This is a genomic window from Rhodoferax bucti (assembly GCF_005876985.1).
Lineage (GTDB): Bacteria > Pseudomonadota > Gammaproteobacteria > Burkholderiales > Burkholderiaceae_C > Allorhodoferax > Allorhodoferax bucti.
Genome location: NZ_VAHD01000001.1, coordinates 456,403 through 481,808, shown reverse-complemented (window position 1 = coordinate 481,808; position 25,406 = coordinate 456,403). Strand labels below are relative to the sequence as shown.

Here is a 25,406-nt window from a genome sequence, read left to right as displayed (position 1 = left end):
CATCATGCTGAACCGCCGCCACCTGTTTGCCCTGTCTGCCGCCGCGTTGTTGGAGGGCTGCGGCTTCAAGCTGCGCGGCAAGCAGACCTTTGCGTTTGAGACGATTGCCGTGACGCCGGAGCGTGGCGGTGCCGTTGCCTCCGAGCTGGCGCGTTATTTGGGCGCCATGGTGCGCCCGGTTGCGCCCGCTGCGGGCGGGCAGCCGCCGGACGTGATTGTGGACATCCTCGGCGAGACGCGTGAGAAGGTGGTGGTGGGCTTGAACGCCTCCGGCCAAGTTCGGGAATACCAGTTGCGCCTCAAGATACGCTTTCGCATGCGCACGTCTGCGGGGCGCGACCTGATTGAGCCCTCCGACATCCTGCAGGAGCGCGACATCAGCTTCAACGAGTCTGCGGTGTTGGCCAAAGAAACTGAAGAGGCGCTGCTCTACCGCGACATGCAGTCGGACATCGTGCAGCAGTTGCTGCGCCGTCTGGCCGCCATCAAAACCCTGGAGCCCTGACGATGGCCCTGGACCGGGTGGACCAGACCTTGCTGGAGCTGCTCCAGAAGGATGGCCGCATGAGCGCGCAGGCCCTGTCTGAAGCCGTCAACCTCTCGGCCCGTGCCACGCTCAACCGCATCCACAAACTGGAAGACGAAGGGCATATCGAAGGCTACCGCGCCCTGCTCGCGCGCCAGAGCATAGGCGAGCATGTGTCAGTGTTTGCCGAAATCGCGCTCAAGGACCAGCGTCAGGCCACCGTGCAGCGCTTCGAGCAGGCCATGGTGGCCTGCCCGGAGGTGATCGCCTGCTACTTGGTGAGCGGCCGTTACGACTATCTGGTGCGCCTAGCCTGTCGCGATCTGGCGCATTACCGGGACCTGACCAACACCTGGATTGACGATGTGGGGCTGGGCATCGACAAGGTGGTCACCAGCACCGAGCTGCAAACGGTCAAGGAATTTGCGGGCTTCCCGCTCATGGTGCGCACCACGCGCTGATGCAGGCACTTCCGTTTCGGAAGTAAAGTGCATGCGGAGCAGCCGTTTGCTGCGTTTTGAGCCCTCTGCTTCGTCGCTAACTTCCTCTGTGCTGAACCTAGACTTCTTGCACAGCCCGGCGATGCGGTAGGTGCGGATTCCGCATCCCCTCCCGGCGCATGCCCCGAGGAGAACCCCATGACCCGCTATATCGACGTGCACGACATGCAGCAGCTGGTGCGCCAGCACGGCCTGGCCCCCATGATGTCCGAGATGGCCCAGACCATCTGCGAAGACTTTTTGCGCTGGGAAGACTTTGACAAATCCCCCCGCACCGCCAACCACAGCACCAATGGCGTGATCGAGCTGATGCCGGTCTCTGACAGCGCGCTCTATGCCTTCAAGTACGTGAACGGCCACCCCAAGAACCCGCTGCAGGGCTTGTCCACCGTCATGGCCTTTGGCGTGCTGGCCGATGTAGCGACCGGCTACCCCGAGCTGCTCAGCGAGCTGACCATCACCACCGCGCTGCGCACTGCGGCCACCTCCGCCATGGCCGCCAAGGTGCTGGCCCGGCCCGAGAGCAAAACCATGGCCCTGATTGGCAATGGCTCGCAAAGCGAATTTCAGGCGATTGCCTTCATGACTCAGCTGGGCATCACCACGTTGCGCGTGTTTGATGTGGATGCCAAAGCCACCGACAAACTCGTCGCCAACCTGCGCCCCTACACCGATGCGGGCAGCTTGACGATCGTCCGCTGCGCCTCCACCCGCGAGGCCGTGCGCGGTGCCGACATCGTGACCACGGTGACGGCCGACAAGACCAATGCCACCATCCTCACGGCCGACATGATCGAGTCCGGCATGCACCTGAATGCGGTGGGCGGCGACTGCCCCGGCAAGACCGAGCTGCAGGCCGAGATCCTGCACCACGCCAAGGTGTTTGTGGAGTTCGAGCCGCAAACCCGCATCGAGGGCGAGTTGCAGCAGATGCCGGCCGATTTTGTGACGCATCCGCTCTGGAAAGTGCTGGCCGGTACAGCTGTGGGGCGCGACAACGCCGCGCAAGTGACCTTGTTCGACTCGGTGGGTTTTGCGCTGGAAGACCTGTCGGCCCTGCGCTATGTGCATGCCTTGTCCCAGAAGCTGGGCGTGGGCAGCACGGTGCAGCTGGTGCCGGACATGCCAGACCCCAAAGACCTGTTTGCCTGCGCTACGGCAGCCCGACCCGTGTTGCGCAAAGCAGCATGAGCGACCACGTCCTGCACATCATCGGCGCGGCCGTCGGTGAGGGGGCCAGCGATGGCGGTTGCAAATGGGGTGCTGCGGCGCTCAAAGACCACGGCATGGCTCGCGCCCTGTCTGCCACCGGGCGCACCGTGACCTGGGGCGACACGGTGAGCGCGCAGCCCATGTCGGCGACCAGCCGGCTGCACGCCATCGAGGTGTTTTCGGATCGTCTGTCTCTGGCAGTGCAGCAGGTGCTGCGCCATGGCCAGCAGCCGCTGGTGGTGGGCGGCGACCACTCCTGCGCCGTTGGCACCTGGAGTGCGGTGGCTGACCATGTGCGCCTGCAAGGCGCTTTGGGGCTGGTGTGGATCGATGCTCACCTGGACGCCCACACCCCGGATACCTCTGACACCCAAGCCCCGCATGGCATGCCGCTGGCGGCCTTGTTGGGCCATGGCGCGCCGGGCATGACAGACCTCTTCGGGTGGCGCGGCAAATTGCACCCGGAGCATGTGGCCATCATCGGTGCTCGCAGCTATGAGCCGGCCGAGCAGGCGCTGCTCGCTCGCTTGGGCGTGCGCGTGATGTACATGCCCGAGGTGCAGGAGCGCGGATTCGCTGCCTGCTTCGCCGAGGCGCAAGCCATTGCGCACAGCGGCACCGCGGGCTGGGGCATTAGTTTCGATCTGGATGGCCTGGACCCGCGCGACGCTCCGGGCACCGGCACACCAGTGGAGCAGGGCATCCGCTTGGCAGATGCTTTGGCGGTGCTTGCCGGTTGCCAGCAACAGCCCGGTTTCGTGGCTATGGAACTCACGGAGTACAACCCGCTACGCGACTTTGGTGGCCGCACCGCCCAGGCTGCTACCGATCTGGTGTGTGCGGTATTGGCTCCCGAGCGGGCAGCGATGGAGCTGGCAGCTTGAACTGCCCGTGAAGCGTAGGGGCCTTGGTTTCAGCGCCGGGCCGCCCCAAGCTGAAACGAGCCCCACGGTTTCGTAGGAACCCCTTCGGTAGTTGGGGCAGCGACCCGCGTAGCGGCAGAGCGTGGGGGCCTTAAACTCATGCCCCTATGCAACTCGCAGCGAATCAACTCAGCAACCACCTGCAGCGCGGGCTCAAAAGCTTGTACACGGTGCATGGCGATGAGCCGCTTTTGCAGCAAGAGGCGCTGGACACCATTCGCGCCCACGCCCGCACCCAGGGCTATACCGAGCGCACTTCGCACACGGTCGCCGGTGCCCACTTCGACTGGAGCGAGGTGCTGGCCGCCGGTGGTTCGCTGAGCCTGTTTGCAGACAAGCAAATCGTGGAAATCCGCATTCCCAGCGGCAAGCCCGGCAAGGACGGTAGCGTCGCTTTGCAGCAGCTGGCCGAGGGTTCGCAGGGCAATGACTCCACGCTCACCATCGTGCTCTTGCCCCGGCTGGACAAGATGACCAAATCCGGCGCCTGGTTTTCCGCGCTGGAGAGCTATGGCATCACCCTCCAGGTGGACCCGGTGGAGCGCAATGCTTTGCCGCAATGGATCGCCCAGCGACTGGGGGCGCAAGGGCAGCGGGTCGAGGCGGGGGAAGACGGGCAGCGCACCCTGCAGTTTTTTGCGGACCGGGTGGAAGGCAACTTGCTCGCCGCGCACCAGGAAATCCAGAAACTCGGCTTGCTCTACCCGGCAGAGGCCCATGGCGGCATCTTGACGCTGGCGCAGGTGGAAAGCGCGGTGCTCAATGTGGCGCGCTATGACGTGTTCAAGTTGTCAGAAGCAGTGCTCGCCGGCCAGGCCGGGCGCGTGCAACGCATGCTCGATGGTTTGCAGGCCGAGGGAGAAGCCGAAGTGCTGGTGCACTACACCCTGGCCGAAGACATCCGGGCCCTCAAGCGCGTCAAAGACGCCATGGGCCAAGGCCGCCCCTTGCCGATGGCGCTGCGCGAAAACCGCATCTGGGGCGCCAAAGAGCGCCTGTTTGAACGGGTGTTGCCCAAGTTGTCCGAGCGCACCTTGGCGGAGCTGTTGCAGTCCGCCCATGTGGTGGACGGGATTGTCAAAGGCCTGAAGCAGCCGGACTGGCCCGTCTCCGGCTGGCAGGCGCTGCACCGCCTTGCCTTGCAACTGTGCGCGCTCTGCGCGGCGCCCGCCAAGGCTGTGCCACCGGGCGGTCTGCGCCGCTGACACTTCCACACGGTGTCGCGCTGATGGATGCCACCCCCGCCCAGCGGCATGTGCAGCGGCACAATCCCATTTCCATCCGCCTGCACTTGGCGCTGGATGGTGACTGGCACCGCATCGAAGCCCGGCAATGGAATGCGCGTGGTTTCTGTTTTTTCCACAGCACCCCCCTGGCCACCGGGCCCACCGCCTTCAAACGCAGCCTGCAGCACTTTGAGGGAGACATCGTCTGGAGCCGTGCCAGCCACGACGAAGCCCAGGTCACCGAGATGCTGCTCAACGAGGCGATTCACCGCCACGCGGGCAGCTCGCAGGTTCAGCCCGAGACGCAACAGCGCCTGCTCAAACTTATGCGCGTGCAAGGCATGCCAGAGGCCAAGCAGCGGGTGCTGAGCGCACTGGGCGGCATGCCGCAACCGCAGGAATGGCAAGACCACGTGGCCCGGCGCATGGCGCAAGCGATGTACCAGTTTGGCGTGCGGGTGGAGGCCCCGGCCTGGCAGGCCGTGGTGACTGAGGCCATGGCCTTGGGTGGAGTGGTGCAGGATTTGGAGCGCTGGTCCGGCAGCCTGGCGGGTGGCTGAAGCCCTGTCAGAGCCTGTGCTTCCGGCTTCTGCGAAAATCCCTGTATGAACGCGACCTCTACCCTCGACACCACCCTCGCCCTCGGTTCTCAAGCAAAAGTGGCTTCTGCGCTGATGGCGCGTGCGCCAGCAGCTATGAAAAACAGAGCGCTGCGCCGCCTGGCCGAGTTGCTGCGGGAGAACACCCAAGCCCTGCAGGTGGACAACGCCAAGGACATAGAGCGCGCCGTGGCCAACGGCTTGTCCGCCCCGATGGTGGACCGCCTCAAGCTCACGCCCAAGGTGCTGGACACCTGTGCCGAAGGCTGCGAGCAGCTGGCCGCCATGGCGGATGTGATTGGCGAAATCATCGGCATGAAGCAGCAGCCCAGCGGTATCCGCGTGGGCCAGATGCGGGTGCCTATCGGCGTGTTCGGCATGATTTTTGAGAGCCGCCCGAATGTGACGATTGAGGCGGCCAGCCTGTCCATCAAGAGTGGCAACGCCTGCATTTTGCGTGGCGGCTCCGAGGCGATTGACTCCAACAAGGCGTTGGCCAAGTTGGTGCAACAGGCCCTGGTGGAGAGCGGCCTGCCGGCGGACGCGGTGCAGCTCGTCCAAACCACCGACCGCGAGGTGGTCAGCCAGCTGATTGCCATGCCACAGTATGTGGATGTAATCATCCCGCGCGGCGGCAAGGGCTTGATTGAGCGCATCAGCCGCGATGCCAAGGTGCCCGTCATCAAGCACCTGGACGGCAACTGCCACACCTACGTGGACGACCCCTGCGACATCGCCATGGCCGTCAAGGTGGCCGACAACGCCAAAACCAACAAGTACAGCCCCTGCAACGCCACCGAAGGCCTGCTGGTGGCGCGTGGCGTGGCGGCCGAGTTTTTGCCGCGCATCGGCGCGGTTTACGCCGCCAAGGGCGTGGAGATGCGTTGCGACCCCGAGGCGCTGGCTATTTTGAAGTCAAATATGCCGCTAGCGCCCGTGGATTCTGCGCAAGAAGCTCCTGATTTGGTAGCAAAACTGGTGCCCGCCACCGAGCAGGACTGGTACGAGGAATACCTCGCCCCCATCGTCAGCGTGAAGGTGGTGGCCGGGGTGGATGAGGCGATTGCCCACATCAACCAGTACAGCAGCCACCACACCGACGCCATCCTCACCACCAACCACGTGCACGCGCAAAAGTTTCTGCGTGAGGTGGATTCGGCCAGTGTCATGGTCAACGCCAGCACCCGCTTTGCCGATGGATTTGAGTACGGCTTGGGGGCCGAAATCGGCATCAGCACTGACAAGTTCCACGCGCGCGGCCCGGTTGGCATTGAAGGCCTGACCTCGCTGAAATACGTGGTGCTGGGCGAGGGCGAAGTGCGCGGCTAAGCCCCGCCCGCCGCGAGGGTCGCCCTGTGGTGGCCCCGCCTGTCAGTCGCCTTCAACGCCTCTTTGGGGTGTGCACAGGTGCGCCAAATGCGCAATATTTCCTTGATCTGCGTCTATTCCCGGTGTAATTTCAGCAGCAAGCAAGACGCTACAACACAAAACAGTGCGCCCAGACGTGCCGTTGGAAACAGGAAAGTACAAAAACGTGAGCATCTCGCTTCTCTCCAAACTGGAAAAAATCACCGCGACCCGCGATTTCGCCGCCATCGAGCACAGCCTGCTGCGCGCCATCGGCTCCACCGTGAATGTGGACGACCTCTCCCTCTGGACGCTGGATAGCAGCCACGAAGTCACCAAAGTGCTGCATTACCACCGGCAGATTGAGGTTCGCGGCGGCAGCATGGGCCGCGACACCGAGCAGGTCGACACGGTGTACACCCATATCGATGTGCCGGAAGACGTGCGCAGCCTGGCCCAAACCGTGGTGCTGAGCCTGAAGCCCGCCGCCCGCCGCACCGCCACCGGGGGGGTGCAAATGTTTCCCCTGATGGGCTCGCAAGGCCTGAGCGGCTTGGTGAGCATGCGCCTGAGCCAACCCATGGGTGACCACGACCAGGCGCTTATCAACGGCATCTTGCGGGTTTACTCCAACTACCACGCGCTCTTGGACGAGAGCCAGCGCGACCGGCTCACCGGCCTCTACAACCGCCACGCCATGGACCTGAACATCGACCGCATGTGGTCGGTGCTGGGCCGGGAGTCCACCCAGACCGATGCGCGGCGCAGCAGCGTGATCCAGATGTATTCGCTGGCGGTGATCGATATTGACCACTTTAAAAAGGTGAACGATACCTACGGCCACATCCTGGGTGACGAAATCCTGCTGCTGATCTCCCGCCTGATTTCGAGCTGCTTCCGCAAGAGTGACCCGGTCTATCGCTACGGCGGTGAAGAGTTTTTGGTGGTGGCCGGCGCCGATACGCCGGAGGTTACCCGCGCGCTGTTTGAGCGGGTGCGCAGCAAGGTGGAGTCGCACTACTTCCCGCAGGTGGAAAAAGTCACGGTCAGCGTGGGCTACACCATCATTGACCCGGTGTTGTCGCCCTCCGAGAACATCGGCCGGGCCGACCGGGCGCTCTACTGCGCCAAAGAGCAGGGGCGCAACCAGGTGCAGTCGTTTGATGACCTGTTGCAGCGCGGCCTGCTGCAAGACATGCGCTACGGCTCGACCGAGTTGTTCTGAACGCCGGCCTTCGGGCGAGGCAGGGGCGCTTTATGGCCTGTGGGTGTGCTTGTATTCGGGCGGGATGGCCCCATGTACACGTGCACTTCTAGAATGTCGCTCTACCCCCCCATAGAAAGCCACGCGCATGGTTCCGCACCTCATCACCGCCCTCACAGGCCCCATCAATGAACTCGAACAGCGCATCCTGGACTCGATGCCCGCCATCGAGCGCTGGTTCCGCCTGGAGTGGATGGAGCACACGCCGCCGTTTTACACCGCCGTGGATGTGCGTAACGCCGGCTTCAAGCTGGCGCCGGTGGACACCAACTTTTTCCCCGGCGGCTGGAACAACCTGACCCCCGCCATGCTGCCCTTGGCGGTACAGGCGGCCCAGGCGGCGATTGAAAAAATCTGCCCCGAAGCGCGCAACCTGCTCATCGTGCCGGAGAACCACACCCGCAGCACCTTTTACCTGAGCAATCTGGCCCAGCTGCGCCGCATTTTCAATATGGCCGGCCTGAATGTGCGTATCGGCTCCATCAGCCCCGACATCAAGAAAAGCACCACCATCGAGCTGCCGGGGGGCGAATCCATCACCCTGGAGCCGGTGGTGCGCACCAAGGGCCGCCTGGGGGTGAAGGACTTTGACCCCTGCACCATCCTGCTCAACAACGACTTGCGTACCGGCGTGCCCGGCATTCTGGAAGACCTGCACGAGCAGTACCTGCTGCCCCCGCTGCACGCCAGCTGGACCACCCGCCGCAAGAGCACCCACTTCCGCTGCTATGAAGAAGTGGCCAAGCGCTTTGGCAAGCTCATCGGCGTGGACCACTGGCTGATGACCCCGATGTTCGAGAAATACGGGGTGGCCGACCTGCGCACGCCCGAGGGCCTGGCCGACCTGGCCGGCCGCATCGACGGCATGCTCACCAAGGTGAAGAAAAAGTACAAGGAATACGGCATCAAGGAAAAGCCCTTCCTCGTCATCAAGGCCGACAATCGCACCAGCGGCAACACCATTTTGTCCATCCGCGACACCAAAGACCTGGAGGCCAAGCTCCGCACCATGGGCGCTGGGGTGGACGATGCTCCCGATCCGCTGGAGCTGATTCTGCAAGAAGGGGTGCAAACCAACGAGCGCGTCAACGACGCCGTGGCCGAGCCGGTGGTCTACCTGATGGACCGGTATGTAGTGGGCGGTTTTTACCGCATGCATGCTGAGCGTGGGGTGGATGAAAACCTCAGCGCCCCCGGCTCCAGCTACGTGCCCTTGGCTTTCGCCGAGAGTACGCACTTACCTCAGCCCGGCGTGCGCCCCGGCGCCAGCGCGCCCAACCGCTTTTATATGTACGGCGTTATCGGCCGCCTGGCCATGCTGGCCGCCAGCTACGAGCTCGAAGCGACCGATCCCGACGCAGAGCGCTACGACTGAGCCCCGTCAAGCCCGCAGCACCGCCCGCAGGGGTGCAGTTGCTGCAGTGCAACACGCTTGCAAAAACCCCGTAATTTGAAGATTTGCTACTTGCCCGCGCACAGACGAAGAGCAAAATAGCGATCCCTTCAGGAACGGAACCCGGCGCCCTTCGCAGGCCGGGGGTTTTTGTGTCAGCATCCAAATCGTCTCTCGCGGCACTCACGCTCGGTGCCATTGGCGTTGTGTACGGCGACATCGGCACCAGCGTGCTGTACGCCATGAAAGAGGTCTTCGGCTCCGGCCATGTGCCTTTTACCGAAGACAACGTCTACGGCATCCTCTCCATCTTCTTCTGGACGCTCACCGTCATCGTCTCCATCAAGTACGTGGTACTGGTGTTGCGCGCCGATAACCATGGTGAGGGCGGGCTGGTCGCCATGCTGGCGCTGGCCTCGCAGTCGGTCAAAGACCGGCCGGACCTGCGCCGGGTGCTGCTGATCATCGGCATATTCGGCACCTGCCTGTTTTATGGCGATGGGGTGATCACCCCGGCCATTTCGGTGCTGTCGGCGGTGGAGGGCCTGGAGGTCATCTCCCCCGGCTTCAAGCGCTATGTGATTCCGCTCACCCTGGTCATTTTGTTTTGCCTGTTTGCGGTGCAAAAGCGGGGTACGGCCGGCATCGGCAAGTTCTTCGGCCCGATCACCGTGGTCTGGTTCATGGTGATTGCGGTGTTGGGGGTGAGCCACATCATCGACCAGCCGCGCATTCTGTGGGCCATCAGCCCGCATTACGCCCTGGGCTTCATGTGGGAGAACCCGGGCACCACCTTCATCATTTTGGGTGCCGTGGTGCTCTGCGTGACCGGGGGCGAGGCCCTGTATGCGGACATGGGGCATTTCGGCAAAAAGCCCATCCGCCTGGCTTGGTTCTCGGTGGTCATGCCCGCGCTCACGCTCAACTACTTCGGCCAGGGCGCTTTGCTGCTGGACCACCCGGAGGCGGTCAAAAATCCCTTCTTTTTGATGGCACCGGACTGGGCCTTGCTCCCCTTGGTGGGGCTGGCCACCATGGCGACGGTGATTGCTTCTCAGGCGCTGATCTCGGGCGCTTTTTCTGTGACTAAGCAGGTGATCCAGCTCGGCTACCTGCCGCGCTTGCAGGTGACGCACACCAGTGTCAAAGACACCGGCCAGATCTACCTGCCCTTTGTGAATTGGGGTTTGTTCGTGGCGATCGTGCTGGCGGTGGTGATGTTCAAGTCCTCCAGCAACCTCGCTGCCGCCTACGGTATTGCGGTGTGCACTGACATGCTGATCACTACGGTGCTGACGTTCTACGTTATCCGCTACGGTTGGAAGTACCCGCTGTGGTTGTGCATTTTGGCGACCGGGTTTTTCTTTGTCGTGGACTTCGCGTTCTGGGCGTCCAACCTGCTCAAGCTGTTTGACGGCGGCTGGTTCCCGCTGATGATCGGTGGCGCCATCTTCACCCTGATGCTCACCTGGAAGGATGGCCGGCGCCTGCTCAATGCCAAGTTGCGTGCGGATTCTCTGGATTTGCCGAGCTTTCTGGAAGCCGTGTTCGTCAGCCCCCCTGCACGGGTGGAGGGCACTGCGGTGTTCTTGACCGCAGACGCGGGCACGGTGCCGAATGCGCTCTTGCACAACCTCAAACACAACAAGGTGCTGCACGCCAACAACCTGTTTGTGACCGTGCGCAACCACGAAGTGCCGTGGATCGGGCTGGACAAGCGCTTGCAAATTGAATCGCTGGGCCACGATTGCTGGCAGGTCACCATCAACTACGGCTTCAAGAACGACCCCGATGTGCCCAAGGCCTTGGAGCAGATGCGCGGCCGTGGCTGTGCGCTGGATGCCATGTCCACCAGCTACTTCCTCTCGCGCGACACGGTGGTGCCCACCTTGGGCGAAGGCATGGCGCCGTGGCGTGAAAAGCTGTTTGCCCAAATGCACCACAACGCTAGTGCGGCAGCCGACTTTCTGAACTTGCCTAATAACTCGGTGGTGGAGCTGGGCTCCAAAATCGAAATCTAGGGACTCACGCCCCCACGCTCCTCCGCTGCGTGGGGCGCCTCCCGCATCGCTGACAATGGCGCCATGCGATTTTTCAAAGACCTGAGTCTCTCGGCGTTCACCGCCGGTTTTGTGGCGGTGCTGGTGGGGTTTACCAGCTCGGTCGCCATCGTGTTTCAAGCAGCCCTGGCGCTGGGGGCCACTCCGGAGATGGTGGCCTCGTGGATGTGGGCGCTGGGCTTGGGCATGGGGCTGTGCTCCTTGTTGCCCTCGCTGTGGTGGAAGAAGCCGGTCATGGTGGCCTGGAGCACGCCCGGCGCGGCGGTGCTCGCCACAGCGGCGACGGCGGGCGGCTTCACCATGGCCGATGGCGTGGGCGCTTTCATGCTGTGCGCTCTGCTCATCACTGTGGCGGGAGCCACCGGCTGGTTTGAGCGGGTGATGAACCGCATTCCCCTCGCGCTGGCGTCTGCCTTGTTGGCCGGGGTGTTGGCCCGCTTCGGTTTGCAGGGCTTCGGGGCTGCGCAAACGGCGCTGCCTCTGGTGGGGTTGATGCTGGTGACCTATCTGCTGGGCAAGCGCTGGGTGCCCCGGTATGCGGTGCCGCTCACTTTGCTGGTTGCTATTATTTTTGTAGCTAATCGCGCACAATTCACGGGCGCTAGCATTCATTTTGGCTTGACAATGCCGGTCTTCGTGGCGCCTGCGTTCTCGCTGGCGGCGTTCATCAGCATGTCCTTGCCGTTGTTTGTGGTGACCATGGCCTCGCAGAATTTGCCCGGTGTGGCCGCCATTCAGGCCGCCGGTTTTGCAGACCGCCGCGCCCAGGGGGGCGATGCTGGCATTCCCATCTCCAAGGTCATCACGCTCACCGGGCTGGTGACGCTGGTGCTGGCCCCGTTTGGCGCTTTTGCCCTGAACCTGAGTGCTATCACCGCCGCCATTTGCATGGGGCCGGAAGCGCATGCCCAGCCGGAGCGCCGCTACACCGCAGCCGCCTCGTGCGGCGCGATTTACGTGGTGATCGGCCTGTTCGGTGCGGCCATTACCGGCGTGCTGACCGCCTTCCCCAAGGAGCTGGTGGCGGCGATTGCCGGTTTGGCCTTGATGGGCACTATCGGTGGTGCCATGCATGCGGCCTTGCAGGACGAGCGCAACCGCGAGGCCGCGCTCATCACTTTTCTGGTCACGCTCAGCGGGGTGGTAATAGCCGGTGTCGGCTCGGCCTTTTGGGGCGTGGTGGCCGGGGTGTTGGCGCTTTTGGTGCAACATGTAGGTCGTGCCCCGCACGCCAAGGGCTAGCCCGGGTTAGGGGCGGCAACGGTGCCCGCATCGGCACCTCATTTTTTGCAGAGAAACACCATGCACATTCTTTTCGTGGCCGACCCGCTGGAGTCGTTCAAGATTTACAAGGACACCACCTTCTCCATGATGCGAGAGGCCCAGAAGCGGGGCCACCGCATCAGCGCCTGCGAGCCCAAAGACATCATGTGGCAGCGCGGCGGTGTGGTCACGGCCTATGTGCGCGACATCACACTCACCGGTGCGCCCGATGTGTGGTTTACCGCCGCCCAGAGCAAGCCCGACGAGCGGCCCCAGGCAATGAAGGACTTCGACTGCGTGGTCATGCGCAAAGATCCGCCGTTTGACAGCGAGTTTTTCTACGCCACCCACCTGCTGGAGCAGGCCGAGCGCGAAGGCGCCAAGGTGTTCAACAAACCCCGCGCTTTGCGCGACCACCCCGAGAAGCTGGCGATTCTGGAGTTCCCCCAGTTCATCGGCCCCACGCTGGTCACCCGTGACGCGGACGATGTGCGCCGCTTCCATGCGGAGCACCGCGACATCATTCTGAAGCCTTTGGACGGTATGGGCGGCATGGGCATCTTCCGCGTGAAAGACGACGGCTTGAACCTGGGCGGCATCATCGAGACGCTCAACAAGGAAGGCGCCCAGACACTGATGGTGCAGAAGTTTCTGCCTGCCATTAAAGATGGAGATAAACGTGTGCTGGTGATTGGCGGCAAACCCGTGCCGTTCTGCCTGGCGCGCATTCCCCAGGGCGGGGAGGTACGCGGCAATTTGGCGGCCGGTGGCAAAGGCGTGGCCCAGCCGCTGACCGACAGCGACCGCGCGATTGCGGAAGCCTTGGGGCCCATCCTCGCCGCGCGTGGTTTGCTGCTCGTGGGGCTGGACATCATTGGCGACAGCCTGACCGAAATCAACGTGACCAGCCCGACCTGCTTTCAGGAAATCACCGACCAGACGGGCTTCAATGTGCCCGCCATGTTCATCGACGCTTTGGAGGCTGCCCAGGCAGCGGCGTGAGGTAGGTAGTCCCCGAGTGAGGGGGCCGGCAATTCTTCACGCTTGGGGTCTTTTTTGTGCCCCGGCTTGATCTGGCCACGGGGCAAGCTGCGTCGCAAGGCGCAAAATCCGGTTCACATGGTCCGCGGCCAGCGCTGGCGCAGCGGCATGCCTACTGGAGATGACTTGCTATGAAACTTCGTACTTCCCTCTTCGCAGCGACCGCTGCCGCTTTGCTGGCCACCGCCGCTCAAGCCCAGGTGCTGGGCACCATCACGGCTTCCAGCACCAACGTCAAGGTGGGTGAGCCTGTCACCATCACCGCCAATATCGACGTGATCAATGCCAACTACTGCGGCTTCGTGGTGGGCTTTGGCGATGGCACCTTCAAAGACGCGGTGAGCGATGTGAGTACCCCTGTGCCTTTGGTGGTGACGCGCACCTACGACAAGCCCGGCAGCTACCACGTGACCTTGGGCGGCAAAAATGTGCAGAACCACCCCAACTGCGGTGGCCCTGAGCGCGCCGTCGACATCACCGTGACCGGCGCGGCCAAAGCGGCAGCTCCAGCCGCACCCGCCAAGCCTGGTGATGTGTGCGAAAAGCCCTGGAAGCTCTCTGGCAAGTTCAACGCCAAGACCGGCGCCTTTACCTGTGCCGCCAAGCCGGGTACGGCATTGCCCGCTGCCAAGCCGGAGTGCAAGGGTGACTTGAGCTATTTCGAGAACACCAAGAAGGGCCAGTTCGGCTGCAAGCTCTGAAAAGGGCAGTGAGGTCGCGCCCCGCACTGAGGCGGTGCGTGGGGGCTTAACCGGCCAGGGCTGCGGCCTTGGCGGCCTCTTCAGCTTCCCGCTGAGCAGCCGCTGCAGCGGCGGCTGCCGTCAAGGTGGCCTTGCACAGGGCGCGGGTGAGCGGGCGGCCATCGACAAAGGCCTGCAGCTCGCCGGACTCCATGGCAACCCATGGTTCGTTGGTGGTGAGAGGTTCGGTCACCACAATCACCTGCCGGTCTTCGGGGCCGTTCAGGTTCGACAAATCCACCGTGATGTCTTCGTCCTTGAGCTGCACTTCCGGGAAGGGGTGTTGGCGCAGCACATAGCAGAGCTTGGTGCTGGCGTGGGCCCACAAAGCCTGGCCGTTGCTCATCAAGAAATTGAAGGTGCCGTGCTTGGCAATTTGGGGCACCAGCTCGGTCAGGGTGCAGGTCAGCTCCTCCACCGAGGGTACCGAGGCGTGAGACTTGTTGAGCTCCTGCAGCAGCCAGCAAAACGCCAACTCGCTGTCGGTGTTGCCCACGGGCTTGAAGCTGCCGTGCAGCGGCGGGTTGAACTCTTTCAGGTCGCCGTTGTGGGCAAACACCCAGTAGCGGCCCCACAGCTCGCGGGTAAAGGGGTGGCAGTTTTCCAGTGTGACGGCGCCTACCGTGGCCTTGCGCACATGCGCCACTACGTTATGGCTCTTGATCGGGTAGCTCTTGAGCATGGCCGCAATCGGCGAGGTCGAGGCGCTCTCCTTGTCCACAAAGTGCCGTGCTGCTTTGCCCGGAAGGTCGCCCTCACTCTCGAAGAAGGCAATGCCCCAGCCGTCCGCATGGTGGTCGGTGCAGCCGCCGCGCTGCGAAAAACCGGTAAAACTCAGCGTCAGGCTGGCCGGCAAATGGCTGTTCATTCCAAGCAATTGGCACATGGAAACAGTTTACTCCGCAGGGGGGGTGGCGAGAAATGCGAAAACGCTCTGAGCTTATGCGCGCGGCTCGGACCAGAGCTTGCCGCCGGTGGACCAGTTTTCGCGTTTGACTTCGGTGATGATGATGTCCACCGCCTCGGGCGAGCAGCCCAGGGTTTCGGCGGTAACGCGGGTCACTTCTTCCACCAGCTGCTTCTTTTGCTCGGGGGAGCGGCCTTCAAACATTTCAACATGGTAGGTGGGCATGGTCTTCCTTGGGGTGTGGAGATAGGGCGCGCAGATTAGACTGCGGGATTGCCATTTTCCTCCGACTCGTCCCTTGCAAGTTTTGTTCCCGTCCCGCTCTCCCGCCGATGCGCACACGGTGTCTTACCGGGTGCTGCTGTGGCTGTTTGTGTTGCACGCGGTGCTGGGCGCGGTGCTGGGCCTGTCGGTGGACGAGGCGCACTACCTGCTCTACGCCGCCCACCCGGCCCTGAGTTACTTTGACCACCCGCCCCTGGTGGGCTGGGTGCAAATTCCGCTGGTGGCCCTGGATGCGCCGGTGGCCGTGCTGCGGCTGGTGCCGGGCTTGTGCTGGCTGCTCACCGTGTGGGGCGTGCACCGGCTCACCCTGCGCCTGCTGGCCGGACGGCCCTTGGCACCCCAGGCTGCGTTGGCCGCCGTGATGGCGCTGGCGCTGGCGCCCTTGCTGCACATCCTGGGTATCGGCTTGTTGCCCGACACCTTGTTGATGGCATTGACGGTCGCCTTGATGCACCAGACCTGGACCCTGATGCAGCCCGGCGCCACTACGCGCACCGCGCCTTGGCTGGTCATGGGCGTGCTGCTGGGCCTGTCGGGTTTGGCGAAATACACCGCCGTGTTCACCGCAGTGGCTGTGGCTGTCTGCATCGTGGGTGCACAGGGCTGGCGGGTGCTGCGCTTGCCGGCACTCTGGGGTGGCGTGGGTCTGGCCGCAGTGCTGATTGCGCCGGTGCTGGTGTGGAATGCGCAAAATCACTGGATATCGTTCACCTACCAGTTGGCCCACGGCAAGGGCAGTGTGTGGCAAGCCGCGCATGTGGGGCGCTTTCTGTTGACGCAGCTGGTGGTCTTTGGCCCGCTGTTGCTGTGTGCGGTGCCGGGTTGGCGCAGCGCGCCCGTCGCTTTGCGCCCCTTGGTCTGGCTGTTTGTGATTCCCTTTGCGATCTTCACCTACATGTCCGGCGGTGGTACGGCGTTGCCGCACTGGACGGCGCCGTCCTGGGTGGCGCTGGCGCCCCTGGCCGGTCTGGGTGTGGCGCGGCTATGGCGCGGTGCGGCGCGCGGGTGGCTGGTCGCGGTGGCAGCGCTGCAGGCACTGGTGTGCGCGGGGCTGCTGGGGCTGATGAGCACAGCCGGTTGGCCGGTGGTGCCGGGCAGCGACGCTGCCGTGGCCCCGCAGCCCAACCCGTTTGCGGATTTGCACGGCTGGGACGTGGCCGGCGCCCGTGCCCACACGCTCGCGCAGCAACGTGGTTTACTCCGCGTTGCCGTGCAGAACTGGACGCTGGGCAGCCGCTTGGGCTGGTACGCACGGTCCTTGCCGGTGGTGGTGCTGGAAGATGGCGACTCGCAATTCAAGCTCTGGGCGGGGGAGGTGCCGGCAGGTGAGGGCGCTTTGCTGGTGGACTGGTCGCACATGGCGTATGACCCGCCGCTCGGTGCCCATGGCTTTGCGTCCTGCACCTTGCTGGAGAGCCTGCCGGTGCAGCACTGGGGCCTGCCGCTGGCGAGCTTCCGCTTTTACGATTGCCGGGGCTGGTCCGGCGCCACGCCGCAGCCACGGCTTACACTCGCGCCCACCTTCTGAATCCCCATGCCCATGTTGCCTGCCCCGACCACGCCCCACGCCCTTGCCAGCCCGGTGTCCGCCCGCAGTTGGTGGTGGCCGCTGGTGATTTTTGTGCTCGGCGCCCCGCTGTGGTTGCAGGTGTGGGAGCCGGGTATGTTCCTGGTCATCAACCAGTGGTGCGCGCCGGTGGCGGCGGAGTTCTGGACCGGTTTGTCGCTCCTGGGCAATGGCTGGGGCTTGCTGGCCGTGACCGCGCCTTTGCTGGTGCTGGCGCCCCGGCTGATGGTGGCCTGGCTGTGTGCCGCGCCCTTTGCGGTGCTGTTTGCGCGCACCGGCAAGTTTTTCATCGAGAGCCCGCGCCCTGCTGCGGTGGTGGACAACGCGCAGATGCGGGTAGTGGGCGAGTTGCTGCACAACGTGTCCATGCCCTCCGGCCATACGCTGACGGCGTTTGCGGTGGCGTCCGGCATCTACTTTGCGCTTACCGTGGCCCAGCGCCGGCGTCACTGGTGGCTGCTGGTGCTGGCGGCGGGTACCGGCCTGTCCCGCATCGCAGTGGGCGCGCACTGGCCCGGTGATGTGGCCGTGGGGGCGAGCCTGGGGTTGCTCTCCGGTTTGTTGGGGCACCAGGTCTGGATACGTTTGCCTGAAAAGCAGTTTGCGCCCTCCGCATGGGGCTTGCGCATAGCGGCGGTGCTGGTGGCCTTGTCCGTGTACCACCTGCTGACCGAGGAGCTGGACTTTGCGGAAAACCACCCGGCGCAAATGGTGCTGGCGGTGGTGGCGGTACTCAGTTTGCTGGCCTACCTCTGGCGTCTGTTGCAGACACGGTTCTTAAAGAAATAGGCCTCTGGCGCCCGTGGAATATGCGCAAGAAGCTATCTATTTGATAGCTAATGTCCCCGGGGAAAGCAGGCCTACTGATGGAATTTCATTTTTTCTGTCATGATCCGCCCACCTTTAGGGGAGTAGCAAGCCCGGCGCGCAGGTGCCGGGTTTGCATGTTTCGTCAGTACGTCGCGGGTGGTTTTCATTGCCCCGGCCGGAACATGCAGAGGCGCCACCAGTGCGCTCTCCCGCAAGACCTACAGGGAATGTTTCAACCATTTTCTGGGTCTTGCATATGCAAACAATTGCACCGCTGTGGCTATGGGCCACTTTCATCGGCATCGTTCTGGTGTCGCTGTTCATCGACTTCGTGGTCCTCAAAAAACAGGGCTCGCACGACATCGGCGTCAAAGAGGCGCTCAACTGGTCGCTGGTCTGGATTGCCTTGAGCTTTTTGTTCAACGGCTTGTTCTGGTGGGCGGTCAAAGACAGCACCGGCTCGACCGAGATCGCGAACACCAAGTCGCTCGAATTCCTCACCGGCTACCTCATCGAGAAGTCGCTGGCGGTGGACAACATCTTTGTCTTCCTGCTGATATTCACCTACTTCGCGGTGCCCACGCACTACCAGAAGCGGGTGCTGATGATCGGCATCATCGGGGCCATCGTGCTGCGCTCGCTCATGATTCTGGTGGGCGGCTGGTTGCTGGCCGAGTTCCACTGGATTTTGTATGTGTTCGGCGCCTTCTTGATCCTCACCGGTGTGAAGATGTGGTGGGCCGCGGGCCAGGAGCCCAGCCTGGACGACAACCCCGCTCTCAAGCTCTTGCGCAAGGTGCTGCCTGTGAGCAAGCAGTTCGATGGTGAGAAATTCTGGACCGTGGAAAACGGCAAAAAAATCGCTACCCCCTTGTTCATGGTGATCTGCCTGGTGGCCCTGACCGACGTGATTTTTGCGGTGGACTCCATCCCCGCGATCTTTGCCATCACCAGCGACCCCTTCATCGTGCTGACCAGCAACGTGTTTGCCATCCTGGGCCTGCGTGCCATGTACTTCCTGCTGGCGGCAGTGGCCAACAAGTTCCACTTGCTCAACTACGGCTTGGCGGTGATTCTGGTGTTCATCGGATCCAAGATGTGCCTGATCGACATTTACAAAATCCCGGTGGGCGTGTCCCTGGGCGTGGTGGTGGGCATTCTGGCGGCCACCATGTGGTTGAGCGTCCGCACGGCCAAGTCACCGGAAGCCACATGAGCGTGGCCCGCACCCAGGCCGAGCGCCTCCGGGCGGCCGCGCAGGCCTTGCCCGACGTGCCCATGAGCCTGCAGCAGCTGTTTCGCTTGCATGGCTCCTCGGGGGCCGGCGGCCTGCTGGTGGTCCTGACCGTGCCTTGCCTGCTCCCCGTGCCCGGTGCGGGGTCTTTGATGTCGGTGGGCCTGCTCGCGCTGGCCTGGATGATCTGGCGCTACTTTCCCCGCGTGGTCATGCCCCGGCGCGTGGGGCGTTTCATGTTGTCGGCGCCCATGGCGCGCCGCGCCCTGAATGCCTTGGCCTGGATGTATGAGCAAGCCTCGCGGGCCCTGCGCCCGCGCATGGCTTGGTGGGTGCAGGCGCGGCACCGGGTGTGGCTGGCGCCATTGGTGGCCTTGATGGCTGTGCTGATTTTTTTGCCCATTCCCTTGGGCAATATCGTGCCGGCCATTGCCCTGCTGTTGATCGGGCTGGGGTGGGTGTTTGAAGACGGCCTGGCGCTGTTGGCCGGTGCGGCAGTGGGGCTTGCGTTGCTGGGGGCCATGGCCATGCTGGCAGGTGGCCTGTGGCAGGTGTTGCCTGCGTGGTGGGGCAGCGCCCTGCCGGTTTAGTGCCCCGCCAGGCGCAAAGCCAGCGCACTGAGGGCTTGGTAGGCCTCGCCGCTGGGTGCGTCCCACGCCTGCACCACGGCGGCCTGCCGTTCAATGGCTGCTACATCGCCCCGCGCTGCTGGTCCGGTCAAGGCACCGGCGGGCCCGAGGCGGGTAATGTTGTCCACCGCGTTGCGCAGCAGGTTGGCGCGCAGTTGAGGCAGCAAGTGCGTGGGCACACCGGTGCGGGTCCACGCCGCTTCTGCGACTGACTGCAGCACAGGCAAAAAGTTGGTCGCAAACACCGCCGCAGCGTGGTACAGCACCTTGTCTTCTCCGGCCACCCGGAAGCACTGGCCGCCAATGGTTTGGAAAGCAGGCTCGAGCACCGCGCATACTGTGGCATCGCCCTCGAGCGCACAGGCCGTGCCAGCAAATTGTTGCACCGCCGCCTCGACCTGGGTAAAACTCAGGATGCAGTGCGCGCTGGCCGTGCGCCAGCCCAGGTTGGCCAAGGGCTGCAAGCTGCCGGCGTTCTGGGCGCCGCTGCAATGAAAGACGATGGGGCGGGTGGCCCCGGATGCTTGCGTGGCAGCCAGTGCACGGGCGACTTCCGCAATCCGGGCGTCCTGCACCGCCACCATCCACACATCGGCCGGGCGCATGGCCTGCAAGCTACCTACTGCTGTGCCTGCGCCCATCGCGGTACAGGCTTCTCGGGCACTCGCCAAGCGGCTGGCCAGCACATCTTGAATCTCGAACACGCCATGTCGTGCCCACAAGGTGGCCAATGTGCGGCCGACCCGGCCGGCACCAATCAGGTTCAGGGTTGTCACGCGCGCTTCACTCCGGAAACAGTGGGCGCCGCTACCATGGCGCCATGAAAAAAATTCTGGTTACAGGCGGCACAGGTGCCGTCGGCAAATACATTGTGGACGATCTGGTGCAGCACGGGTACACCGTGGGTGTGCTGGATCTGGCGGCCCCCGCTCGCAGCGACGTGGCGCACCATGCCGTGGACGTGCTGCAGCTGGATGCGGTGCTGCAGGCCATGGCCGGGTACGACGCTGTTGTGCATGTGGCGGGCATTCCGCACCCGCTCAACGATCCGGCCAAGCGGGTGTTTGACGTGAATGTGAACGGCACTTTCAACGTGCTGGAATCCGCCGCCCAGCATGGCATTGCCAAAGTGGTGTTCACCTCCAGCGAGTCGACCATGGGCTTCGCCTTCGCGACACACCGCTTGGCGCCTTTGTACATCCCGGTGGATGAAGACCACCCGGCCCGCCCGCAGGACCCGTATGGTCTGAGCAAAGTGGTGAGCGAGCAGATTTGCAAAACCTACACCGAGCGCTATGGCATGCGCACCGTCTGCCTGCGCATGCCCTGGGTATGGCTGCCGGACGAAGCGCAGCGCCCCTTCTACCGCACGCTGGTGGCGGAGTACCCCCACTGGTACAAAAACATCTGGACCTTTGTGGATGCACGGGATGTGGCTACCGCGCACTGTCTGGCGCTGGAAGTCGATCTGGAGCACAAGCACGAAGCCTTTTTCATCACCGGCCCGCACAACTGGACGGGCCGCGATGGCCGTGCGCTGATGGCCGAGTTCTGGCCGGAGGTCACCCAGTTTGCCCCCGGCTTTGCAGGCACCGCCCCCCTGATTTCGCACGCCAAAGCGACGCGCTTGCTGGGCTATGCGCCGCGCTACGGGGTGGACGAGGTGCTGAACCCTGCGTGGGCCTAGGGCCCCGCTTTGAGGGCTGGCGGGAGGGCCGGCCGGCCGCTGTGCAGGTGATGGCGCATGAACGGTTTGCCTTGCCCGGACACCCAGAGTGCGAGGCGAACCTCAATGTCGTGGGTGGGCAGGTAGGTCGCGCTGCCGGTGTGAAACGCCAGCAGCAACACCAGCGGGGCGAGCTTGCTGGCCCAATGTGTCAGCTGCGTGCTGCCCAGCGCGCGCAAGGTGGGCCAGCTCACGGTGGCGCCCAGTAGCCAGCCCGCAACGACTTCGCTCACACTGTGGGCATTCACTATCACCCGGGAAACACCGACCGCCAAGGCCAGCGCCCAGCCGGCCGCCGCGCCCCAGCCACGGGCTTGCAGCGCCGGCCACGGAATGCCGCGCAACAACAGTGGCAGGATGCTGGTGGCCAATAGCGTGTGGCCGCTGATGCCGGTGAAGTCCAGTGCGGCAATGCCGATGCCCCAGCCGAAGAACAAGCACTTGCTGATGACGGTGATCGTCACCGCCACCAGCATGCGCAGCAGGTATACGCGGGCCACGGTGCGTGCGCCACTCTCCCACATGCCACCCAGCACCAGCACGAACGCAGGCAGTAGCAGGCTGGATGCACCCATGTGGGTGATGACCCACCAGGTCGTGGTGCTCAGGGGCAGGGTGTCGGGCATGGGGAAATGCGGCAGTGCAAAAGAGGCGCCAGTGTAGTCGCGCTGCGGTGAGCTGCTCCTGTCGCCGGGTGGGTCGAACGGGCTAAGCCGGGCCTAGACGATCAGCGGGTCCTCGCCCATGGACTCGATCTGGTCTTCCAGCATCTGGATCTGGCCTTTCCAGTAGTCGCTGCTGCCGAACCACGGAAAGTTGGCCGGAAAGGTCGGGTCGCTCCAGCGCCGGGCCAGCCAGGCGCTGTAGTGAATCAGGCGCAGGGTGCGCAGGGGCTCGATCAGTGCTAGCTCGGCGCGGTCGAACTCGCGGAACTGCTCGTAGCCATCCACCAGCATGCCGAGCTGGCGGGTTTGCTGCTGCCGGTCGCCGCTGAGCAGCATCCAGAGGTCTTGCAACGCCGGGCCAGTGCGGGCGTCGTCCAGGTCCACAAAATGCGGGCCGGGGCCTGCGCTGGCCGCCACGTCGGTCGGCGTCCAGAGAATGTTGCCGGGGTGACAGTCGCCATGCAGGCGCAGCTGGCGTATACCACTGGTATTGGTCTTGTTTTTGCCTGTAGCGCTCGCCATATCTGCGCGAGCAGCTATCAAATCAATAGCTTGCTGGCAGCGCTCGCTCCACAGGTTTTGCACATCCAGCGGCACCATCTGGTTCGCCAGTAGCCACTGCATGGGCTCGATGGCAAAGGTCTGCACGTCCAGGGCCGGGCGGTGCACAAACGGGCGCTGGGCCCCCACGGCATGGATGCGGGCCAGAAAGCGGCCAATCCACTCCAGCACCTCGCCATCGTCCAGTTCGGGCGGGCGGCCACCACGGCGGGGGCTCACCGAAAACGAGAAGCCACCGAAGTGGTGAAGGGTCTGACCATTAAGCACTAGTGGCCCGACTGCGGGGATCTCGTCGGCCATCAGCTCGGCGGCAAAGTCGTGCTCTTCCTGGATCTGGGCATCGCTCCAGCGCTCCGGGCGGTAAAACTTGGCGACCACCGGGGCGCCGTCTTCCAGTTGAACCTGGTACACCCGGTTCTCGTAGGACGAGAGGGCGGTCAGCCGCCCGTCGCCCCGCAGGCCCACGCTGTCCAGGGCGTCGAGCACCAGGTCAGGGGTGAGGGATTCGAACGGGTGCGCTGCGCTAGGCGCGGTAGGTGGAGTCATGCGGGGATTGTCCCCCGCTTTTTAGCCCAGTGGGCCGAGGTCGTTGCCGTAGCCGGAGGTGCCGCCGGAATCCGCATCGGCATCCGAGTCCGAATAGCCGCCTTGCGCAGACGCCGCGCCCGCGCCACCCCCCAGGTGCTCAAACGGCAGTGCCTGCTTGACCAGAATGATGGTGCACGGCGCCTCCATCGCTACCTTGATGGGCACGGTGGCCACAAAGCGCTGCGTCATCAGCCCGTGGGTAGCCGCGCCCATGACGATCACGCTCACGTTGTTGCCGCGGGCGTAGTCCAGCAGGGCCTGGGCCACGTCGCCACTCTCCAGCACGTGGCAGGAGATCTGGTGGCCGGGGTAGTCCAGCGGCTGGGCCCATTGGCGCAGGGCATTGAGGTAGCGGCGGTGCACATTGGTTTCGCTGCGGTCCTCGTCCGACGCGCTGGTCTGGCTGCCGGAGATGACGGTGACACAGGCCAGGCGGGCGCCGGGGCGGGTGCCCAGCGAGCGAGCCACGGCTTGGCGCAGGCTGTAGAGGGTGGCGTCGCTGGCGTCCTTGTGCGGCACTGCCACCATGACGATGGGCACCTCTTCCACCTGCTGCGAGGGCACGGGGCTGGGCTGGTAGTGCATGCCGGCCGCCTTGATCCAGCGCTTGAAGTGAGTGCGAAACGGCGTGCCTTCGAGGTTGGTGCCCCGTCGCGTGACATGCACTTGGGTCGGGTGGGCCAGGTCAAAGGCCAGGTGGGCGGCCGACGGGTAGCGCTTGGCGGCCTCCGGCTCCAGGCAGCGCAGCACCACTTCCTGTAGCCAGGCGGGCACATCCGAGCGGCGTTTGCGGGGGGGCACCGGGTCCATCCACAGGCGCTGGCGCAAGCCGGCATTGGTTTGCGGCTCGCCGAAAGGCAGCTCCTCTGTGCAGAGCTGGTAGAGCATGACACCGATGGCAAATACATCGCTGCGCGGGTCGCCGCGCACGCCCACCACCTGTTCGGGGGCAATCCAGGCGGGCGAGCCCACGGCCTTGCGCAACTGCTCGGCCAGCAGGTCCGGAAAGTGGGCGTGGCAAGAGAGCCCGAAGTCCAGCAGCACAGCGCTGCCGTCATCGCGCAGGAGCACGTTGGCAGGCTTCAGGTCCAGGTGCGCGGTGTTTTGCTGGTGCAGGGCATGGGCGGCCCGTGCCACCGCCGCGCCCAGGCGGGTGATCTCGGCAATGTCCAGCGGCTGCGGCGCATCCAGCCAATGCTGCAGGGTGCGGCCGTGCACATATTCCATGACCAGGTAGGGCACGTTGAGCAGGTCGCCGGCTGCCACAAAACGCGGCGTGTGCGGGCCGCTCAGGGCCTGCATGATTTGGCACTCCACCTCGAAGCTGACGATGTTTTCGGCCCCGTCACCCGCCGTCATGCGCGGCACCTTCATGGCCATGTCAAAGCCCGGGCCCGGCCGGCCGTCGGCATACACCACCTCGTAGATGTGGGCCATGCCACCGGAGTGGATGCAGGCCTGGATCAGGAAGCCGTCCAATACCTCGCCGGGCTCCAGCAGTTTCATCGGCCTTCCTCCAGGCGTTGGGCAAAGAACTCGGGCAGGCCTGCACGGCGGATGGCGCTCGCCGCCGCGTAGTGGTCGTAGGGCACGCGGTGGAAGGTGAGCTGCTGGCGCTCTGTGTCCAGCAAGGCATACATGGCTTGCGGGTTGCCATCGCGCGGCTGGCCTACCGAACCCACGGTGCTGAGCCACTGGCGGTGCTTGGGCACCGGCACAGCCACGCCGGCCTGCGGGGTGAATTTCATCAAGCCATCGGTGCCGCGGTAGTAGAGGCTTTGCAAGTGCACGTGGCCGCCGAATACGTAGCGCACATCCGGCAGGGCGCTGGCGGCGTTGAGGCTCTCCGTAGCGCTGCGCTGGTCGTACACATAGCGCCAGAGTTCGGGTGCATCCACGCTGGCGTGGACCAGCATCACGCTGTCCATGTGGTGGGTCAGGGGCAGGGCGGCTATCCAGGCGCGCTGGCTGGCGCTGAGTTGCTGGTGCGTCCAGCTGGCGGTGCTGTCGCCGATGGTTTTGGTCACGGTGGGCGGTGTGACCGCCATCTCGTCATGGTTGCCCTTGAGCACGATGGCCCCTTCTTCGGTGAGCAGCATGATGCGCTCCAGCACCTGCGCCGGTTGGGCGCCATAGCCCACCATGTCGCCCAGAAAGGCAAAGCGTTGCACCCGCTGCGCGCGCGCGTGCGCCAGGCAGGCTTCCAAAGCCTGCAGGTTGCCATGAATGTCGGACAGCAAAGCCAGTCTCATCCGGTCTCCGAAATGATTTTATAGTGGAGTGCACATCATGCCGCGCCCGGCTGACGGCAAGTTTGCAGGCCGTCGCCTGGGAGGCAAT

25 protein-coding genes are annotated in these 25,406 nt (G+C 64.1%); 18 read left to right on the top strand and 7 right to left on the bottom strand.

Annotation, left to right across the window (positions count from 1 at the left end; genetic code table 11):
* Positions 1–4: 4 nt before the first annotated feature.
* The 13 genes from FDM28_RS02340 (at position 5) to FDM28_RS02280 (ending at position 14,055) form a co-directional block, all read left to right on the top strand.
* Positions 5–505 (top strand): LPS-assembly lipoprotein LptE, encoded by a 501-nt coding sequence (locus tag FDM28_RS02340; protein WP_206021898.1) that lies wholly within the window; start codon positions 5–7, stop codon positions 503–505.
* Between the two features lie 2 nt (positions 506–507).
* Positions 508–987 (top strand): Lrp/AsnC family transcriptional regulator, encoded by a 480-nt coding sequence (locus tag FDM28_RS02335; protein ID WP_138512642.1) that lies wholly within the window; start codon positions 508–510, stop codon positions 985–987.
* A 177-nt stretch (positions 988–1,164) separates the two neighbouring features.
* The gene (locus FDM28_RS02330) at positions 1,165–2,217 is read left to right on the top strand and encodes an ornithine cyclodeaminase (RefSeq protein ID WP_138512640.1); all 1,053 of its coding nucleotides are present in this window, start codon (positions 1,165–1,167) and stop codon (positions 2,215–2,217) included.
* Complete coding sequence (locus FDM28_RS02325) at positions 2,214–3,122, top strand: arginase (protein ID WP_138512638.1); 909 nt, start codon at positions 2,214–2,216, stop codon at positions 3,120–3,122. The genes FDM28_RS02330 and FDM28_RS02325 overlap by 4 nt, the downstream gene beginning before the upstream one ends.
* Positions 3,123–3,268: 146 nt before the next feature.
* Positions 3,269–4,366 carry a DNA polymerase III subunit delta gene (gene holA / locus FDM28_RS02320; RefSeq protein ID WP_138512636.1) on the top strand — a complete coding sequence of 366 codons (1,098 nt, stop codon included), beginning with the start codon at positions 3,269–3,271 and terminating at the stop codon, positions 4,364–4,366.
* A gap of 23 nt (positions 4,367–4,389) precedes the next feature.
* Positions 4,390–4,947, top strand: coding sequence for a hypothetical protein (locus FDM28_RS02315; RefSeq protein WP_138512634.1), 558 nt, complete (start codon positions 4,390–4,392; stop codon positions 4,945–4,947).
* Between the two features lie 45 nt (positions 4,948–4,992).
* Positions 4,993–6,315, top strand: a complete 1,323-nt coding sequence (locus FDM28_RS02310; protein ID WP_138512632.1) for a glutamate-5-semialdehyde dehydrogenase — start codon at positions 4,993–4,995, stop codon at positions 6,313–6,315.
* 205 nt (positions 6,316–6,520) lie between these two features.
* The gene (locus FDM28_RS02305; RefSeq protein ID WP_138512630.1) at positions 6,521–7,558 is read left to right on the top strand and encodes a GGDEF domain-containing protein; all 1,038 of its coding nucleotides are present in this window, start codon (positions 6,521–6,523) and stop codon (positions 7,556–7,558) included.
* A gap of 127 nt (positions 7,559–7,685) precedes the next feature.
* A complete protein-coding gene (gene gshA / locus FDM28_RS02300) occupies positions 7,686–8,972 on the top strand; it encodes a glutamate--cysteine ligase (RefSeq protein WP_138512628.1) in 1,287 nt (428 codons plus the stop codon).
* A gap of 170 nt (positions 8,973–9,142) precedes the next feature.
* On the top strand, positions 9,143–11,011 hold the full coding sequence (locus FDM28_RS02295) for a potassium transporter Kup (RefSeq protein ID WP_138512626.1): 1,869 nt from the start codon (positions 9,143–9,145) through the stop codon (positions 11,009–11,011).
* Positions 11,012–11,074: 63 nt separating this feature from the next.
* Positions 11,075–12,292: a benzoate/H(+) symporter BenE family transporter gene (locus FDM28_RS02290; RefSeq protein WP_138512623.1), complete on the top strand. Its 1,218-nt coding sequence runs from the start codon at positions 11,075–11,077 to the stop codon at positions 12,290–12,292.
* Between the two features lie 60 nt (positions 12,293–12,352).
* Positions 12,353–13,315, top strand: coding sequence for a glutathione synthase (gene gshB / locus FDM28_RS02285; RefSeq protein ID WP_138512620.1), 963 nt, complete (start codon positions 12,353–12,355; stop codon positions 13,313–13,315).
* Positions 13,316–13,485: 170 nt separating this feature from the next.
* Positions 13,486–14,055 carry a PKD domain-containing protein gene (locus FDM28_RS02280; RefSeq protein WP_138512618.1) on the top strand — a complete coding sequence of 190 codons (570 nt, stop codon included), beginning with the start codon at positions 13,486–13,488 and terminating at the stop codon, positions 14,053–14,055.
* 46 nt (positions 14,056–14,101) lie between these two features.
* Here FDM28_RS02280 and FDM28_RS02275 read toward each other — a convergent pair whose 3' ends face one another.
* The gene (locus FDM28_RS02275; RefSeq protein WP_138512616.1) at positions 14,102–14,980 is read right to left on the bottom strand and encodes a class II glutamine amidotransferase; all 879 of its coding nucleotides are present in this window, start codon (positions 14,978–14,980) and stop codon (positions 14,102–14,104) included.
* A 54-nt stretch (positions 14,981–15,034) separates the two neighbouring features.
* Positions 15,035–15,262: a 4-oxalocrotonate tautomerase gene (locus tag FDM28_RS02270; protein ID WP_276611854.1), complete on the bottom strand. Its 228-nt coding sequence runs from the start codon at positions 15,260–15,262 to the stop codon at positions 15,035–15,037.
* Between the two features lie 37 nt (positions 15,263–15,299).
* On the opposite strand from FDM28_RS02270, the gene FDM28_RS02265 reads away from it, so the two are divergent.
* From FDM28_RS02265 to FDM28_RS02250, 4 genes are all read left to right on the top strand, one after another.
* Positions 15,300–16,814, top strand: coding sequence for an ArnT family glycosyltransferase (locus tag FDM28_RS02265; RefSeq protein WP_170211573.1), 1,515 nt, complete (start codon positions 15,300–15,302; stop codon positions 16,812–16,814).
* A 6-nt stretch (positions 16,815–16,820) separates the two neighbouring features.
* On the top strand, positions 16,821–17,642 hold the full coding sequence (locus tag FDM28_RS02260) for a phosphatase PAP2 family protein (RefSeq protein WP_138512610.1): 822 nt from the start codon (positions 16,821–16,823) through the stop codon (positions 17,640–17,642).
* 277 nt (positions 17,643–17,919) lie between these two features.
* A complete protein-coding gene (locus tag FDM28_RS02255) occupies positions 17,920–18,879 on the top strand; it encodes a TerC family protein (RefSeq protein WP_138512608.1) in 960 nt (319 codons plus the stop codon).
* Positions 18,876–19,487: an exopolysaccharide biosynthesis protein gene (locus FDM28_RS02250; protein WP_138512606.1), complete on the top strand. Its 612-nt coding sequence runs from the start codon at positions 18,876–18,878 to the stop codon at positions 19,485–19,487. The genes FDM28_RS02255 and FDM28_RS02250 overlap by 4 nt, the downstream gene beginning before the upstream one ends.
* Here the strand turns inward: FDM28_RS02250 and FDM28_RS02245 are convergent.
* Entirely contained in the window at positions 19,484–20,302 is an 819-nt protein-coding gene (locus FDM28_RS02245; protein ID WP_138512604.1) for a Rossmann-like and DUF2520 domain-containing protein, read from the bottom strand. The genes FDM28_RS02250 and FDM28_RS02245 overlap by 4 nt on opposite strands.
* A 44-nt stretch (positions 20,303–20,346) precedes the next feature.
* Here FDM28_RS02245 and FDM28_RS02240 point away from each other — a divergent pair, with 44 nt between their 5' ends.
* Entirely contained in the window at positions 20,347–21,213 is an 867-nt protein-coding gene (locus tag FDM28_RS02240; RefSeq protein WP_170211571.1) for an NAD-dependent epimerase/dehydratase family protein, read from the top strand.
* Here FDM28_RS02240 and FDM28_RS02235 read toward each other — a convergent pair.
* The 4 genes from FDM28_RS02235 to FDM28_RS02220 form a co-directional block, all read right to left on the bottom strand.
* Positions 21,210–21,878, bottom strand: coding sequence for a phosphatase PAP2 family protein (locus tag FDM28_RS02235; protein ID WP_138512600.1), 669 nt, complete (start codon positions 21,876–21,878; stop codon positions 21,210–21,212). The two genes, FDM28_RS02240 and FDM28_RS02235, sit on opposite strands and share 4 nt — an antisense overlap.
* A 93-nt stretch (positions 21,879–21,971) precedes the next feature.
* Complete coding sequence (locus tag FDM28_RS02230; protein WP_138512598.1) at positions 21,972–23,024, bottom strand: serine/threonine protein kinase; 1,053 nt, start codon at positions 23,022–23,024, stop codon at positions 21,972–21,974.
* Positions 23,025–23,045: 21 nt separating this feature from the next.
* On the bottom strand, positions 23,046–24,572 hold the full coding sequence (locus tag FDM28_RS02225; protein ID WP_138512596.1) for a bifunctional serine/threonine-protein kinase/universal stress protein: 1,527 nt from the start codon (positions 24,570–24,572) through the stop codon (positions 23,046–23,048).
* Positions 24,569–25,318, bottom strand: coding sequence for a metallophosphoesterase family protein (locus tag FDM28_RS02220; protein ID WP_138512594.1), 750 nt, complete (start codon positions 25,316–25,318; stop codon positions 24,569–24,571). Before FDM28_RS02220 ends, FDM28_RS02225 begins: the two co-directional genes overlap by 4 nt.
* Positions 25,319–25,406 lie beyond the last annotated feature (88 nt).

Excerpts from the sequence above, each read along its gene's own strand:
- FDM28_RS02310 (WP_138512632.1), top strand. The coding sequence starts at position 4,993 with ATGAACGCGACCTCTACCCTCGACACCACCCTCGCCCTCGGTTCTCAA.
- holA (WP_138512636.1), top strand. The coding sequence starts at position 3,269 with ATGCAACTCGCAGCGAATCAACTCAGCAACCACCTGCAGCGCGGGCTC.
- FDM28_RS02255 (WP_138512608.1), top strand. The coding sequence starts at position 17,920 with ATGCAAACAATTGCACCGCTGTGGCTATGGGCCACTTTCATCGGCATC.
- gshA (WP_138512628.1), top strand. The coding sequence starts at position 7,686 with ATGGTTCCGCACCTCATCACCGCCCTCACAGGCCCCATCAATGAACTC.
- FDM28_RS02335 (WP_138512642.1), top strand. The coding sequence starts at position 508 with ATGGCCCTGGACCGGGTGGACCAGACCTTGCTGGAGCTGCTCCAGAAG.
- FDM28_RS02220 (WP_138512594.1), bottom strand. The coding sequence starts at position 25,318 with ATGAGACTGGCTTTGCTGTCCGACATTCATGGCAACCTGCAGGCTTTG.
- FDM28_RS02225 (WP_138512596.1), bottom strand. The coding sequence starts at position 24,572 with ATGAAACTGCTGGAGCCCGGCGAGGTATTGGACGGCTTCCTGATCCAG.
- FDM28_RS02330 (WP_138512640.1), top strand. The coding sequence starts at position 1,165 with ATGACCCGCTATATCGACGTGCACGACATGCAGCAGCTGGTGCGCCAG.
- FDM28_RS02315 (WP_138512634.1), top strand. The coding sequence starts at position 4,390 with ATGGATGCCACCCCCGCCCAGCGGCATGTGCAGCGGCACAATCCCATT.
- FDM28_RS02260 (WP_138512610.1), top strand. The coding sequence starts at position 16,821 with ATGCCCATGTTGCCTGCCCCGACCACGCCCCACGCCCTTGCCAGCCCG.
- FDM28_RS02250 (WP_138512606.1), top strand. The coding sequence starts at position 18,876 with ATGAGCGTGGCCCGCACCCAGGCCGAGCGCCTCCGGGCGGCCGCGCAG.
- FDM28_RS02240 (WP_170211571.1), top strand. The coding sequence starts at position 20,347 with ATGAAAAAAATTCTGGTTACAGGCGGCACAGGTGCCGTCGGCAAATAC.
- FDM28_RS02275 (WP_138512616.1), bottom strand. The coding sequence starts at position 14,980 with ATGTGCCAATTGCTTGGAATGAACAGCCATTTGCCGGCCAGCCTGACG.
- FDM28_RS02230 (WP_138512598.1), bottom strand. The coding sequence starts at position 23,024 with ATGACTCCACCTACCGCGCCTAGCGCAGCGCACCCGTTCGAATCCCTC.
- FDM28_RS02290 (WP_138512623.1), top strand. The coding sequence starts at position 11,075 with ATGCGATTTTTCAAAGACCTGAGTCTCTCGGCGTTCACCGCCGGTTTT.
- FDM28_RS02340 (WP_206021898.1), top strand. The coding sequence starts at position 5 with ATGCTGAACCGCCGCCACCTGTTTGCCCTGTCTGCCGCCGCGTTGTTG.
- FDM28_RS02280 (WP_138512618.1), top strand. The coding sequence starts at position 13,486 with ATGAAACTTCGTACTTCCCTCTTCGCAGCGACCGCTGCCGCTTTGCTG.
- FDM28_RS02325 (WP_138512638.1), top strand. The coding sequence starts at position 2,214 with ATGAGCGACCACGTCCTGCACATCATCGGCGCGGCCGTCGGTGAGGGG.
- FDM28_RS02235 (WP_138512600.1), bottom strand. The coding sequence starts at position 21,878 with ATGCCCGACACCCTGCCCCTGAGCACCACGACCTGGTGGGTCATCACC.
- gshB (WP_138512620.1), top strand. The coding sequence starts at position 12,353 with ATGCACATTCTTTTCGTGGCCGACCCGCTGGAGTCGTTCAAGATTTAC.